Here is a 14,340-nt window from a genome sequence, read left to right as displayed (position 1 = left end):
ACCTTTTGAGGTTTGACGCAAGTAACCTCAGAAGGAAATCAATAAAAATGATGCGATTTTTAAAGAAAATAAAAAAATATTTATTGTGTTTTCTTAATGAGCAGCTTGTGGTGATGAAAGAGCCAAAACACTAGATGTAGTGTTTTGGCGTAAATATGAGCACTAGATATGGTCTAACACTAAAAGGGGGCTAGTTAAATTTAGATCTGCTTGCCAACTATACGCATCTTCAAGGCTTGGTATGTATCCCCATAAAGCACAAGCAGAAGTCATACCAGCCGCTTTTGCTGCTTGAATATCTCGTTGTGCATCACCGACATAAAGACAATCGGATGAACTAATGCCTAATTGTTCCGCTGCATATAATAATGGTTTAGGTGAGGGCTTAGCTTCATCTAATGTGTCTCCACAAACAATAACTTCAATTTCTTTAAGTGCTGAAATTTGTCCAACAAGAGGTAAAGTCAGGAATGTGGGCTTATTTGTCATGATTGCGACTTTTATACCAGCATTAATTAAAGATTGGATTAATTTTGGTACACCGTCAAAGCAATCCGTATGCACAGCAATATTGGCTTCATAATGATCAAGTACATCTTGTCTTAAGCGAGCTAAATTAAATTCAGCGAGCCGACTACCAAAGCCAACATCTAAGAGTGCTTTTACGCCATCAGAAATAGCAGGGCTATATACTTCTCGAGAAACAGCAGCAAGCCCATTTATTTCGAGAACATGGTTTAAAGCCGCCCCCAAGTCGTCAGTGGTGTCGAGTAGGGTGCCATCTAAATCGAATATGACAGCCTTCATTAATCAAGTTTCTCGAAATGTAGTAAGTAATTCACACTGACATCATCAGTCAAGGTGAATGTTTTATTGATTGGGTTGTAATTGATCCCCGCACTGGCGCGAACTTTAAGACCAGCTTTTTCAGCCCAGCCGATTAAAACAGAAGGGCGAATAAACTTATCGTGCTCATGTGTACCCTCAGGTACCATTTTTAGAATTTTTTCTGCACCGACGATTGCAAGTAAATACGCTTTAATCGTTTTGTTTAGCGTAGAAAAGAACACACTTGCGCCAGGCCTTGCCATTTGTGCAGCAGCTTGGATAATAGATTCTGGATCTGGGACGTGCTCAAGCATTTCCATACACGTTACTACATCAAATTGCTCAGTATTGTTTGCTGCAAATTCCTCAGCGGGTACTTTTATATAGTCAACTTTTACACCCACTTCTAAAGCATGCAGTTTGGCAACATTGAGTGGCTCTTGGCCTAAGTCTATACCGGTCGCTTTGGCACCCAGTTTCGCCATGCTTTCAGTTAAAATACCGCCACCACAGCCGATATCGACAACTTGTTTATCAAATAAACCATTAGATTTGTCATTAATAAAATCGAGACGTAACGGATTAATATCATGAAGGGGTTTAAATTCTCCTTCTGTATCCCACCACCTTTCTGCGATGCTCTCAAATTTCGCAATTTCTTGTGGATCTACATTCTGATGCTCGGTCATAAAAAACTTCCTCGTGAATCTGAGCGCATTTAAATTGGATTATTTCAAAATCACACGGATTTTGCGCCTGTAATAATTATAAATCTGTGTTAGCATGGGCGTTGATATTAATAATAACTTAATCTCTAGGGCACTTGATAGTGCTAATGGAGATAGACTCTGAAGGAAAGTGCAATCAATGACTGATCTCGCCAATGAAATCCTCCCAGTCAATATCGAAGACGAGTTAAAAAATTCATACCTAGATTACGCGATGAGTGTAATCGTAGGTCGTGCATTACCAGACGTACGTGATGGTCTAAAGCCTGTTCACCGTCGTGTATTATTTGCCATGAATGAGCTTCGTAACGACTGGAATAAGCCTTATAAGAAGTCGGCTCGTGTTGTCGGTGATGTTATCGGTAAATACCACCCGCATGGTGACAGTGCTGTATACGACACGATTGTTCGTATGGCTCAGCCTTTCTCTCTACGTTATATGCTGGTTGACGGTCAAGGTAACTTCGGCTCTGTTGACGGTGACTCAGCTGCTGCGATGCGTTATACCGAAGTACGTATGGCGAAAATGTCGCATGAACTACTTGCTGATCTAGAAAAAGAAACCGTTGACTATGTACCTAACTACGATGGTACAGAGCAAATCCCTGATGTACTACCAACCAAAGTGCCTAACTTATTAGTAAATGGTTCTTCAGGTATTGCTGTAGGTATGGCAACAAACATTCCACCTCATAACTTAACTGAGGTGATCAATGGCTGTTTAGCGCTTATTCAAAACCCTGATTTAACGATTGAAGAGTTAATCGAATATATCCCAGGCCCAGATTTCCCAACTGCCGCGATTATTAACGGCAAGAAGGGCATCGAACAAGCATACAAAACGGGTCGTGGTAAGATTTACATTCGTGCACGTGCTGAAATTGAAGTGGATGAAAAAACTGGTCGTGAAACGATCATCGTTCATGAAATTCCTTATCAAGTTAACAAAGCGCGCTTAATCGAAAAAATCGCTGAGCTTGTAAAAGATAAGAAAATCGAGGGCATTAGTGCGCTTCGTGACGAGTCTGACAAAGACGGTATGCGTATCGTTATTGAGGTTAAGCGTGGTGAAGTGGGTGAAGTGCTATTAAATAACCTTTACGCACAGACACAAATGCAAACTGTATTTGGTATGAATATGGTTGCACTTGATAATAACCAACCTAAGTGTTTCAACTTAAAAGAAATGCTTGATGCGTTTATTATCCACCGACGTGAAGTTGTTACTCGTCGTACGGTATTCGATTTACGCAAAGCGCGTGATCGAGCGCATACACTTGAAGGTCTCGCAATTGCACTTGCGAATATCGACCCAATTATTGAGTTAATTCGAAAGTCTCCAACGCCATCGGAAGCGAAACAAGCGCTTGTTTCTCGTCCTTGGGAGTTAGGCACTGTTAAAGCTATGCTTGAAAAAGCAGGTGAAGACAATGTAGCACGTCCGGATTGGTTAGCAGCTGAACTAGGTATCCGTGACGGCCAGTACTATTTATCTGAGCAACAAGCTCAAGCTATTCTTGACTTACGCTTACACAAGCTAACAGGTCTTGAACATGAGAAGATCCTTGGTGAATATCAAGAGCTACTAGACCTAATTGCTGAACTTCTTTATATCCTTTCTTCACCAGAAAGATTAATGGAAGTTATCCGTGATGAATTAGTTGAAATCAAAGAGCAATATGGTGATGAACGTCGTACTGAGATCAGTGCTGCTGCTCACGATATTAGCCTTGAAGATCTGATCAACGAAGAAGATGTTGTTGTAACACTTTCTCACGAAGGCTATGTAAAGTATCAGCCATTATCTGATTACGAAGCACAGCGCCGTGGTGGTAAAGGTAAAGCTGCAACTAAGATGAAAGATGAAGACTTCATCGAGCGCTTGTTAGTTGCAAATACACACGACACCATTTTGTGTTTCTCAACAGCCGGTAGAATGTACTGGTTGAAAGTGTACCAATTACCACTGGCATCACGTCAGGCACGCGGTAAGCCAATTGTTAACTTGTTGCCACTAGAAGCGGATGAACGTATCACAACCATTTTACCGGTTCGTGAATATGAAGATGATAAGTATGTATTAATGGCAACGGCAAACGGTACTGTTAAAAAGACACCTTTAACAGCGTATAGCCGTCAACGTGCAAGCGGTATTATTGCAATTAACCTTAATGAAGGTGACAGCCTAATCGGTGCTGATATCACAGATGGCAGTAACGACATTATGCTATTCACAGATCACGGTAAGGTAGTGCGATTCAACGAAAAGCTTCGTGATTCAGAAACAGGTGAAGTTAAAATAGATCCTGAGACTGGTGAAGAAATGCTTGCTTTACGTCCTATGGGCCGTACAGCTACTGGTGTGCGTGGTATTAAGATGCCTGAGGGTGTCAAAGTTGTATCGCTGATCGTGCCTAAGAATGACGGTGCAATCTTGACCGTTACTGAGAATGGTTATGGTAAACGTACACCTCTAGAAGACTACCCAGCGAAGAGCCGTGCAACACAAGGTGTTGTATCAATTAAGGTATCGGAGCGTAACGGTAACGTAGTCGGTGCTGTGCAAGTTGAAGATAACCATGAAATCATGATTATCTCAAACCGCGGCACGCTTGTACGTACCCGTGTCAACGAAGTTTCTACTGTTGGCCGTAACACACAAGGTGTTATTTTGATAAGAACTATTGACGAAGAACAAGTAGTTGGTTTACAACGTATCGAGGAAATCGAAGTTGATGAATTACCTGAAGACGGTTCTGAAGCAGTAGTGCAAGATAACCCAGAAGGTACACAAGAGAGTAGTGAAGAAACTCCAAGTGAATAAATCTTAAAAAGCGGCTTCGGCCGCTTTTTTTAACTCTAAAAAGCGTGAAGTTATTTATAACGATAACTCAATGCGTTCACAAATATACAGTTTAGGAATGAGGAAATGACGGTATATAACTTTTGTGCTGGTCCGGCAATGTTGCCACCAGAAGTAATGAAAAAAGCACAACAAGAATTTTTAAATTGGCAGAACCTAGGTGTATCTGTCATGGAAGTGAGCCACAGAGCTCAGCCTTACCTAGAAATGGTAAAAGAGTGCGAAGCAAGCCTTCGTCGTTTAATGAACATTTCACATGAATTTGAAGTTTTATTTATGCATGGCGGTGGCCGTGGCCAATTTGCTGCAGTGCCTTTAAACCTTCACTTAGATGATGCACCTGGTGTGTATGTTGAGAATGGTATTTGGTCTAGTGGCGCGACGACAGAAGGCGCTAAGTTCACCGAAGTAGAAGGCATTAATATTCGTACAGATGTTGATGGTCAATTCGATATTCAGCCTGTTGCACAGTGGAAGTTACCTGAAAAAGCGTCGTTTATTCATTATTGTCCTAACGAAACAATCGATGGTATTGAGATATACGATGTGCCTAAGCACGATGCACCCATCGTGGCAGATATGTCTTCAATGATCTTGTCACGTGAAATCAATGTAGATGATTTTGATTTAATTTATGCGGGTGCTCAGAAAAATATCGGCCCTTCAGGCTTATGTATTGTTATCGTGCGTAAAACCTTGTTAGAGCGAGAAGGTTTACCTCGTCCAGCTATCCTTGATTATGCGATTGAAGCAAAACAAGGCAGTATGTATAACACGCCGCCAACTTTTGCATGGTATTTAGCAAATGAAGTATTTCAATATCTAGAGTCAATCGGTGGTGTTAAAGCAATGGAAGCGCACAATAAGAAGAAAGCAGCGATCCTATATGACTATATTGATAGCTCAGACTTCTATTCTAATAAAGTTGCTAAACATTGTCGCTCACTGATGAATGTCCCATTTTGGCTTAAAGATGACACTTTAAACGATAAGTTTTTATCTGAAGCCGAAGCCGCAGGGTTACTTGCACTTGAAGGTCATAGATTTGTTGGTGGTATGCGTGCAAGTATTTATAACGCTATGCCAGTAGAAGGTATAGAAGCTTTAGTCGCGTTTATGGATAAATTTGCACAGGAAAATAGTTAATGGAACAACTTACCTTAAAGCCAATTAAAAAGGTAAGTGGTTCAGTTACCTTACCTGGCTCAAAAAGCCTATCAAACCGAATCTTGCTGCTTGCAGCACTTGCTGATGGTGTGACGAAAGTCACTAACTTGCTTGATAGCGATGACATCAGGCACATGCTAAAAGCGCTTGGGCAGTTAGGTGTTAAGGTGGAGCTTAACGAAGACAAGACCATCGCTACTGTTCATGGTGTTTCAGGTAAATTCAAAACGCCAAATGAACCACTATTTTTAGGTAATGCTGGTACTGCATATCGCCCTTTGACAGCTGTTTTAGCCGCTATTGAAGGCAATTATGAGCTTATTGGCGAGCCTAGAATGGAAGAGCGCCCGATAGGTCATTTAGTTGATGCATTAGATTCTATTGATGCAGATATTACTTACCTTAAAAATAAAGATTATCCACCATTAAAAATCCTTGGTAAAAAGCTAGTAGGTGGATATGTAGAAATTGATGGCAGTATTTCAAGTCAATTTTTGACAGCGATTTTAATGGCTGCTCCTCTATTCGATGGCGATTTAAATATCAAGATCATTGGTGAATTAGTTTCGAAACCTTATATCGATATTACAATTGGTGTGATGGCAAAATTTGGTGTGCAAGTAGAAAATGACAACTATCAGCATTTTGTTGTTAAAGCTGGTCAAGACTATCAGTCACCAAATAGCATTATGGTAGAAGGAGATGCATCATCTGCGTCTTACTTTATTGCAGCTGCAGCCATCAATGGTGGTGAAATAGAAATCAATGGCGTCGGCAAGGCAAGTGTACAGGGCGATATTGTTTTTGCAAAAGTTATGGAGCAAGTTGGCGCGAAGATCGATTGGTATGATGAAAAGCTTGTTGTACGTAAAGGCGAGTTAAATGGCGTTGATATCAATGCCAATGCAATTCCTGATGCTGCTATGACATTAGCGACAGTGGCACTGTTTGCTAAAGGCAAAACGGCTATTAGAGATATATACAACTGGCGTGTAAAAGAAACAGATCGTCTACATGCGATGGCAACTGAATTAAAAAAATTAGGTGCTGAAGTTGTTGAAGGTAATGACTTTATTGAAGTTACACCACCTGAAACATTGAATTTAGTTGATGTTGATACTTATGATGATCATCGAATTGCCATGTGTTTTTCAATGGTCGCAGTGGGCGGCCAAGAAGTAATCATTAATGATCCAAAATGTACGGCTAAAACCTTCCCAACATACTTTGATGTACTTGCTTCATTGAGCTCTCATTAATCTCCCAAGATCTTGAAAAAGCAGGGTTATAACATTATAACCCTGTACCTCAATTATATTATTTAACAAAAAGTTACAGCTAAAACAGGATCTATTCATAAAACATGATGTATAATGCCGCGGAATTTTTTGGTGAGCATTTCAGGAGGTTTAAATGCAGGCTGCAATGCCAGTTATCACCGTTGACGGTCCAAGTGGTTCAGGTAAAGGAACTGTTTGTCGTTTACTAGCTGAAAAATTGAATTGGGAAGTGCTAGATAGTGGAGCTATTTACCGTGTTTTAGCCCTTGCTGCAATTCATCACCACATAGAATTAGACAACGAAGAAGCATTAGTGCCTCTTGCTGCTAATCTTGATGTGCAATTTCCAATAGACCGTGAAACCAAATCATGTAAAGTGATCTTAGAAGGCGAAGACGTTAGTTTAACGATCCGAAATGAAGAAGTGGGCGCTGCTGCATCAAAAGTTGCTGCGTTACCACGAGTTCGTGAAGCTTTGTTGCGTCGCCAGCGCGCATTTAGAACCGAAGCAGGTTTGATTGCAGATGGTCGTGATATGGGCACAGTTGTATTTCCAAATGCAGAAGTTAAGATTTACCTTACAGCAAGCGCTGAAGAGCGTGCTCAACGTCGTTTTGACGAGTTGAATGGTCGTGGGTTAAATGTTACACTAAGTGGTCTTCTTGCTGATATTCAAGCGAGAGATGACAGAGATATGAATCGAAAAGTAGCGCCGCTAGTGCCTGCTGAAGACGCCATTGTAATTGATACGACAACATTAAACGCTGAACAAGTGTTCAATGAAGTTCAAAACATTCTTGAACAAGCCGTCATTAATGGTAAGTTAAAACAATCTCTTATAGCATAGATTTTTAATGTACTGACAGGAAGTCGGTGCTTGTTAAACTACCCCATGCGGCATGGTTGCCAATTGGATTATTAAATATTTAGAGACGTATAATGTCAGAAAATTTTGCGCAGTTATTTGAAGAAAGCCTAAAGGGTTTTGAAGCAGAACAAGGTTCAATCGTTAAGGGTACTGTTATCTCAATCGAGAACAACATCGTTCTTGTTGACGCTGGCCTTAAATCTGAAAGTGCAATCCCTGCTGAGCAATTCAAAAATGCTGCTGGTGAACTAGAAGTTGCTGTTGGTGATGAAGTAGACGTAGCACTAGATGCTATCGAAGATGGTTTCGGTGAAACTATCCTTTCTCGTGAGAAAGCTAAGCGTCACGAAGCTTGGATCCGTCTTGAAAAAGCATGTGAAGAGCAAGAGACTGTTACTGGTATCATCAACGGTAAAGTTAAAGGCGGTTTCACTGTTGAAGTTGATTCAATCCGTGCATTCCTACCTGGTTCACTTGTTGATGTTCGTCCAGTACGTGACACAACTCACCTTGAAGGTAAAGAGTTAGAGTTCAAAGTAATCAAGCTTGATCAGAAGCGTAACAACGTTGTTGTTTCTCGTCGTGCAGTTATCGAGTCTGAAAACTCACAAGAGCGTGATGAACTACTTGCTAACCTTGTTGAAGGTCAAGAAGTTAAAGGTATCGTTAAGAACCTTACTGACTACGGTGCATTCGTAGACCTTGGTGGTGTTGATGGTCTTCTACACATCACTGACATGGCTTGGAAGCGCGTTAAGCACCCAAGTGAAATCGTTAACGTTGGTGACGAAATCGCAGTTAAAGTACTTAAGTTTGACAAAGAGAAGACTCGTGTTTCTCTAGGTCTTAAGCAGCTTGGCGAAGATCCATGGGCAGCTATCGCTGGCCGTTACCCTGAAGGTGCTAAGCTTTCAGGTCGTGTTACTAACCTAACTGACTACGGTTGTTTCGTTGAAATCGAAGAAGGTGTTGAAGGTCTAGTTCACGTTTCAGAAATGGATTGGACTAACAAAAACATCCACCCTTCAAAAGTTGTTTCACTAGGTGACACTGTTGAAGTTATGGTTCTTGAAATCGACGAAGAGCGTCGTCGTATTTCTCTTGGTCTTAAGCAGTGTATTGCTAACCCATGGCAAGAATTTGCTCGTCTTCAAAACAAAGGCGACCAAGTTACAGGTAAGATCAAATCAATCACTGACTTCGGTATCTTCATCGGTCTTGAAGGTGGTATCGACGGTCTTGTACACCTATCTGACATCTCTTGGAACACTCCAGGTGAAGAAGCGGTACGTGAGTACAAGAAAGGCGACGAAATCACTGCAATCGTACTTCAAGTTGACCCAGAGCGTGAGCGTATCTCACTAGGCGTTAAGCAAATTGAAGCTGATCCTTTCAATAACTACCTAGACGCAAACAAAAAAGGTGCTATTGTTAAAGGTAAAGTGACTGAAGTTGACGCGAAAGGTGCAACTGTTGAGCTTATCGAAGGTGTTGAAGGTTACATCCGTGTAGCTGACATCGCTCAAGAGCGTGTTGAAGATGCAACTACTGTTGTTTCTGCAGGCAACGAAATTGAAGCTAAATTTGTAGGTGTTGATCGTAAGAACCGTACTATCAGCCTTTCAGTTAAAGCTATGTTCGAAGCTGAAGAGAAAGAAGTTCTTGAGAAGCTTAAGAAAGAAGAGCCAGCATTCGAAAATGCAATGGCTGCAGCTTTCAAAAACGCTCAGAAAGACTAATTTCGAGTACAGATAGAAAGGGCACTTTTGCCCTTTCTTTTTATTTTGAGGAAAAATTATGACAAAGTCAGAATTGATAGAACAGTTAGCTGAACAACATATTCATATTCCAGTCAAGGACGTTGAAAATGCCGTTAAAGAGATTCTTGAACAAATGGCAGGGTCATTAGCAGAATCTGAACGAATTGAAATTCGTGGATTTGGTAGTTTTTCACTACATTACCGTGCCCCTCGTACAGGTCGTAACCCTAAAACTGGTGAAACAGTCGAATTAGATGGTAAACACGTCCCACACTTTAAGCCTGGTAAAGAGCTTAGAGACAGAGTAAACGCAAGTATTGCTGGTTAAGGGTAGGGTAGCAGTTGGTAAAGATCGCCAAAAAAGGATTGTTGTTAGTTCTAATAGTTTTAGCTTTTGTAATAGGTTCACAAAACCCTTCAGAAGTACAAGTAAACTATATATTAGCGAGTAGCACTTTACCTCTTGCCACTATTCTAGCAATCACATTTATTATTGGGTTGTTGATTGGTTGTTTAATCGGCACTGCTTCGGTTTCTAAACTAAAATGGCAGAATTACCGTTTAAATAAAAAAGATAAAGTAAACGCTGATCAGATAAATACTCAATAATGATAGAACTGCTGTTTTTACTTCTTCCTGTTGCTGCTGCTTACGGTTATGTAATGGGTAAGAATAGTGCTAAGAATCAAGCTCATGAATACAGCAGAAAAATAACGTCCGAATATAGTAAAGGCCTAAAATTCTTACTAGACCGTGAAGAAGATCAGGGTCTTGAACACCTAATTCAACTTCTTGAAGTTTCTGCCGACTCCGTCGAGCATTACCTAACTTTAGCCAGCTTATTTCGCAAACGAGGCGAAATAGATAGAGCAATCAAAATTCATGAACTCCTTCTTAATCAGCCAAACTTAGATGAACGCATCATGTCTGATTGCAGACTTGAGCTCGCGCAAGATTACATTATGGCTGGCTTATTAGACAGCGCTGAAGAGCACTTAATTATTCTAGTCAAGTCGAATAACACGCAAGCGCTAGAGCCAATTATTAATCTGTATTCACAAATGAGCGAATGGCAAAAAGGCGTGAATATGTTTGAAGCGCATAGTGACTTATTTAGTAAAAGAAGCCATTGTGCAGCAATCGCGAACTTTTATTGTGAAACCGCATTATCTAACCAAACGCCTAAATTAATGGAAAAAACGTTTGCACTTAATCATAAAACTATTCGCCCTATGTATGAACTTGGTTTTGATGCTTATAACAATGAAGATTATGTAAAGAGTATATATTATTGGCGAAAACTCATTTGTAGTTTTACTGATACAGCACCAATCTATATGGAACAGCTCGAGCATAGCTATAATGCACTTAATTTACAGTCCCAGTTTTATGAACTGATCAGCGAATTATTGCCTAAGGGCGGTATGCTGATAAAAATAAAACATTGCCAATCTTTATTGGAATTAAACAAAGCCAATGAAGCGATAGAATTTCTAACTGATAGTTTAAAACGTGAGCCATCAATTAGAGGTTTTAGTTACTTGTTAAAACTGCTGAGTAGTAAAAACCACAAACTACAAGATGTATTAAATGAGATAGATCATTTAGTTACATCCTACATAAATACTAAACCAGAGTATCAATGTCGTCACTGTGGTTTTACAAGCCATAAATTATATTGGCTTTGCCCTTCTTGTAAGCATTGGGAAACTATACGACCAAATAAAGGTGTTGATGGTTTTTAAGGCTTACTTAACTTTATTCGATTAGGATTATTATGTCTCAACACGATTCTAAAAAAGTATTAATTGCGCTTGATTACGATAATGAACAAGCAGCATTAGACTTTGTTAAGCAACTTTCTCCTCAAACGTGTCGCCTTAAAGTCGGTAAAGAAATGTTCACCTATTTCGGCCCTCAGTTTGTTAAACAATTAGTTGACTTAGGTTTTGATGTATTCTTAGACCTAAAATTCCATGATATTCCTAATACAGTTGCTAAAGCTGTAACAGCCGCTGCTGAGCTAGGTGTGTGGATGGTTAACGTCCATGCAAGTGGTGGTCTAGAAATGATGCAAAAGGCAAAAGAAGCCTTAGCTAAATATGAAAATGGTCCATTACTGATTGCGGTGACTGTTCTAACAAGTATGGATCAGGCACAACTTTCACGTCTAGGTGTTGATAAAACGCCACAAGAGCAAGTTTTATACCTTGCCAAGCTTGCTAAAGAAGCTGGTCTTGATGGTGTCGTATGTTCAGCTCAAGAAGCTGAAAGTTTAAAAACTGAATTAGGCGTTGATTTCAAATTAGTGACACCAGGCATTCGTCCTGTTGGCGCAGATGTTGGCGACCAAAAGCGCATTATGACACCAAAGAAAGCGGTCGAAGCAGGAAGTGATTATTTAGTAATTGGTAGACCAATTACTAAAGCCGAAGATCCTGTTAAAGCGTTAGAAGCCATTAATTTGGAAATTAACGCTTAAATTGACTGACGAAACGATAAAAGGCAGCGCAAGCTGCCTTTTTCTTAAAATTTTTGTTTATACCAATCCGTTTAACTAAATGATTAAGTGTTATTACGAATTCGTATTACTGTTTTTTCAAAGAAATAGACTTGGCTTCGATATCAATTAAGCCTTGTTTAAATAAGCCACCGATGGCTTTTTTAAAGTTTGCTTTACTTGATCCAAAACGTTTCTTAATTTCTTCAGGATCTGATTTATCGCCAAGGGGAATAAAACCCTCTGAGTTTTTAAGTTCAGACAAAATCTGCTCACCAAGATCCTTAAACTTTTGAACGCCTTGCTTTTCAAGTACGACATCTATTTTGCCATCTTCTCTAACTTGCTTGATAAACCCTTTCAATTTCTGACCGATAAACAGTCTTTTGAAAATAGTATTAAAAAACACCACACCTGTATGTCTGTCATTAATGATAACTTTAAAGCCAATATCTGTTTTAGAAGCGACGATTAAATCGACTTCTTCGTTTGGTTGATATGACGGTGTTTCTTTGTCTAAAAATTTCTTTAAGTTACTCGATGCACAAATTCGTTTACTCGCATTATCTAAATATAATTTAACAAGATAGCTATAGCCTTCACGCATTTTTGGTTTTTGTTCATTGTAAGGAGACAAAATATCTTTATCGATACCAATATCTAAGAAAGCACCAATCTTATTTATTTCTTTAACTCGTAATAAAGCGAAATCGCCAACTTGAGCAATTACATCTTGAGTCGTAGCAGTAGGGTGACCTAAATTATCTTGGTAGATGAAAACCTGAACGCTATCACCTTCTTCTAAATACTCTGGTACTTCAGACTTTTTCAGAAAAACTTCGCCTAGTTGACCGCCGTCTAAATAAGCCCCTTCAGCGCAAAGCTCAGTGATTTGTAAATGTTGTTTTGTGCCTAACATAATTATTCCTCAGTTGGCTTGGGCTTACGTCTTAATGGTGCTGCACCATCTACGTCAAATGGCGCAGGGATAGGCTTTTTATTTTTCTTAATCGGTTTTTTATAAGGTTTTTTCTTAACCTTTTTAACCGTATCTTTTGATTTAGGGTTAATTTTTTTGGCTGGTTTTGGTGGTCTTAGACCTTTAAATTTACCTTCTAACCCTTCAATGACTTTAAAATCAGGGATTTCGTGTAAATATGACTTAATGGCTAGGTAACTCTTCCAATCTTTAGGACCTACAAATGATACTGCAACACCTTTAAAGCCGGCACGCCCGGTACGACCGATTCGGTGGACATATTCTTCGGCTTGTTTAGGGAGATCGAAGTTAATTACGTGTGTAACGCTTAATAAGTCAAGACCACGTGATGCAACGTCTGTGGTCACTAATACTTTAAATAAGCCACGACTAAAAGAGTCCATGATGTCTAAGCGTTTGGCTTGCGTTAAATCACCCGCCAGACCTACTGCAGAGATATCCATTTCTTTAAGCAGTTCACTAATGCGCTGCGTATCGTTTCTTGTGGCTGTAAAAATGATGCATTGACCAACAGATTCATCAGTCACTAAATGTTTGAGAAGTGCTTCTTTGTGATCAAGATGATCAGCAAAATATAGCGCTTGCTCAATGTCGTCGTGTTTCTGTTGGGCATCACTCAAAATGATGCGTTTTGGTGCTTTTAAGAGCTGACGAGAAGTGACTTCAACCTGTGCATGATCTAAAGTCGCTGAAAATAGCAATGTTTGTCTTAGACGATGATCAGCAGATTGGTTGATTAAGTTTAATTGTTCTTCGAAACCTAAATCTAACATGCGATCAGCTTCATCGAAAATAAGCAGTTCTAAACCATTTAATTGTACTGTGTTTTGAGAAATATGATCAGCTAAGCGACCAGGGGTAGCTACAACAATGTGTGGATACTTACGAAGTGCTTTAACTTGGTCGTTAAAGTTCTCACCGCCAAGGATTTTCACTAAAGAAATATTAGTGCTTGCAATTAACAGTCGGCATTGATTAAAAACTTGTGTTGCGAGTTCACGTGTAGGTGCAATGATAAGCGCTCTTGGATCGCGCTTACTTAGTGCTTTTTGTTTTATTATTCTGTGCACTGCAGGCAGTAAAAAAGCTAATGTCTTACCAGAGCCTGTTTTAGATTGTGCAAATACATCGTGACCTGCGATTGCAGTTGGAACGGCTTGAGCCTGAATTTCAGTGGGTGAAACTATCCCTTGGTGCGAGAGTTGTTGAGCCAAGCGGCTATCAATACCTAATTCGGTAAATTGCAAAGTTACTACTCCAAATAAAGTTTAAGCAGCAATTATATCAAACAGAGTTCTGCAACACAGGGATATTTTAGCTTTATTAGTGCATTTTTTTGTTAAATC

The 14,340-nt window shown here is 39.7% G+C and carries 13 protein-coding genes; 9 read left to right on the top strand and 4 right to left on the bottom strand.

All coding sequences use genetic code 11. The features are described from left to right. Positions 1 to 162 precede the first annotated feature (162 nt). Both ABMY35_RS17090 and ubiG read right to left on the bottom strand, forming a co-directional pair. The gene (locus ABMY35_RS17090) at positions 163 to 807 is read right to left on the bottom strand and encodes an HAD-IA family hydrolase (protein WP_349287306.1); all 645 of its coding nucleotides are present in this window, start codon (positions 805 to 807) and stop codon (positions 163 to 165) included. Next, positions 807 to 1,517 carry a bifunctional 2-polyprenyl-6-hydroxyphenol methylase/3-demethylubiquinol 3-O-methyltransferase UbiG gene (gene ubiG / locus ABMY35_RS17085; protein ID WP_349287305.1) on the bottom strand — a complete coding sequence of 237 codons (711 nt, stop codon included), beginning with the start codon at positions 1,515 to 1,517 and terminating at the stop codon, positions 807 to 809. Before ubiG ends, ABMY35_RS17090 begins: the two co-directional genes overlap by 1 nt. A 178-nt stretch (positions 1,518 to 1,695) precedes the next feature. Here ubiG and gyrA point away from each other — a divergent pair, with 178 nt between their 5' ends. The 9 genes from gyrA (at position 1,696) to pyrF (ending at position 11,976) form a co-directional block, all read left to right on the top strand. Then, on the top strand, positions 1,696 to 4,380 hold the full coding sequence (gene gyrA / locus ABMY35_RS17080) for a DNA gyrase subunit A (protein ID WP_349287304.1): 2,685 nt from the start codon (positions 1,696 to 1,698) through the stop codon (positions 4,378 to 4,380). Between the two features lie 105 nt (positions 4,381 to 4,485). After that, on the top strand, positions 4,486 to 5,565 hold the full coding sequence (gene serC / locus ABMY35_RS17075) for a 3-phosphoserine/phosphohydroxythreonine transaminase (RefSeq protein ID WP_349287303.1): 1,080 nt from the start codon (positions 4,486 to 4,488) through the stop codon (positions 5,563 to 5,565). Beyond that, the gene (gene aroA, locus ABMY35_RS17070; RefSeq protein ID WP_349287302.1) at positions 5,565 to 6,845 is read left to right on the top strand and encodes a 3-phosphoshikimate 1-carboxyvinyltransferase; all 1,281 of its coding nucleotides are present in this window, start codon (positions 5,565 to 5,567) and stop codon (positions 6,843 to 6,845) included. Before serC ends, aroA begins: the two co-directional genes overlap by 1 nt. Positions 6,846 to 6,999: 154 nt before the next feature. Then, entirely contained in the window at positions 7,000 to 7,713 is a 714-nt protein-coding gene (cmk, locus tag ABMY35_RS17065) for a (d)CMP kinase (protein WP_349287301.1), read from the top strand. A gap of 92 nt (positions 7,714 to 7,805) precedes the next feature. Next, on the top strand, positions 7,806 to 9,473 hold the full coding sequence (gene rpsA / locus ABMY35_RS17060; RefSeq protein ID WP_349287300.1) for a 30S ribosomal protein S1: 1,668 nt from the start codon (positions 7,806 to 7,808) through the stop codon (positions 9,471 to 9,473). 58 nt (positions 9,474 to 9,531) lie between these two features. Then, complete coding sequence (ihfB, locus tag ABMY35_RS17055; protein ID WP_138482285.1) at positions 9,532 to 9,822, top strand: integration host factor subunit beta; 291 nt, start codon at positions 9,532 to 9,534, stop codon at positions 9,820 to 9,822. 14 nt (positions 9,823 to 9,836) lie between these two features. Further along, on the top strand, positions 9,837 to 10,103 hold the full coding sequence (locus tag ABMY35_RS17050) for a LapA family protein (protein ID WP_349287299.1): 267 nt from the start codon (positions 9,837 to 9,839) through the stop codon (positions 10,101 to 10,103). After that, on the top strand, positions 10,103 to 11,239 hold the full coding sequence (locus tag ABMY35_RS17045; protein ID WP_349287298.1) for a lipopolysaccharide assembly protein LapB: 1,137 nt from the start codon (positions 10,103 to 10,105) through the stop codon (positions 11,237 to 11,239). The genes ABMY35_RS17050 and ABMY35_RS17045 overlap by 1 nt, the downstream gene beginning before the upstream one ends. Positions 11,240 to 11,271: 32 nt before the next feature. Then, positions 11,272 to 11,976, top strand: a complete 705-nt coding sequence (gene pyrF, locus ABMY35_RS17040; RefSeq protein ID WP_349287297.1) for an orotidine-5'-phosphate decarboxylase — start codon at positions 11,272 to 11,274, stop codon at positions 11,974 to 11,976. A gap of 106 nt (positions 11,977 to 12,082) precedes the next feature. On the opposite strand, the gene ABMY35_RS17035 is transcribed toward pyrF, so the two are convergent. Together ABMY35_RS17035 and ABMY35_RS17030 are read right to left on the bottom strand one after the other, a co-directional pair. Then, positions 12,083 to 12,919, bottom strand: coding sequence for a S1-like domain-containing RNA-binding protein (locus tag ABMY35_RS17035; protein WP_349287404.1), 837 nt, complete (start codon positions 12,917 to 12,919; stop codon positions 12,083 to 12,085). Then, on the bottom strand, positions 12,916 to 14,241 hold the full coding sequence (locus tag ABMY35_RS17030) for a DEAD/DEAH box helicase (RefSeq protein WP_349287296.1): 1,326 nt from the start codon (positions 14,239 to 14,241) through the stop codon (positions 12,916 to 12,918). The genes ABMY35_RS17035 and ABMY35_RS17030 overlap by 4 nt, the downstream gene beginning before the upstream one ends. Positions 14,242 to 14,340 lie beyond the last annotated feature (99 nt).

It is taken from the genome of Pseudoalteromonas sp. BZB3 (assembly GCF_040104455.1).
Taxonomy (GTDB): domain Bacteria; phylum Pseudomonadota; class Gammaproteobacteria; order Enterobacterales; family Alteromonadaceae; genus Pseudoalteromonas.
Note: the sequence above shows the minus strand (reverse complement) of the source record. Positions and strands in the feature narration are given on the sequence as shown.

Excerpts from the sequence above, each read along its gene's own strand:
- ABMY35_RS17090 (WP_349287306.1), bottom strand. The coding sequence starts at position 807 with ATGAAGGCTGTCATATTCGATTTAGATGGCACCCTACTCGACACCACT.
- ubiG (WP_349287305.1), bottom strand. The coding sequence starts at position 1,517 with ATGACCGAGCATCAGAATGTAGATCCACAAGAAATTGCGAAATTTGAG.
- gyrA (WP_349287304.1), top strand. The coding sequence starts at position 1,696 with ATGACTGATCTCGCCAATGAAATCCTCCCAGTCAATATCGAAGACGAG.
- serC (WP_349287303.1), top strand. The coding sequence starts at position 4,486 with ATGACGGTATATAACTTTTGTGCTGGTCCGGCAATGTTGCCACCAGAA.
- aroA (WP_349287302.1), top strand. The coding sequence starts at position 5,565 with ATGGAACAACTTACCTTAAAGCCAATTAAAAAGGTAAGTGGTTCAGTT.
- cmk (WP_349287301.1), top strand. The coding sequence starts at position 7,000 with ATGCAGGCTGCAATGCCAGTTATCACCGTTGACGGTCCAAGTGGTTCA.
- rpsA (WP_349287300.1), top strand. The coding sequence starts at position 7,806 with ATGTCAGAAAATTTTGCGCAGTTATTTGAAGAAAGCCTAAAGGGTTTT.
- ihfB (WP_138482285.1), top strand. The coding sequence starts at position 9,532 with ATGACAAAGTCAGAATTGATAGAACAGTTAGCTGAACAACATATTCAT.
- ABMY35_RS17045 (WP_349287298.1), top strand. The coding sequence starts at position 10,103 with ATGATAGAACTGCTGTTTTTACTTCTTCCTGTTGCTGCTGCTTACGGT.
- pyrF (WP_349287297.1), top strand. The coding sequence starts at position 11,272 with ATGTCTCAACACGATTCTAAAAAAGTATTAATTGCGCTTGATTACGAT.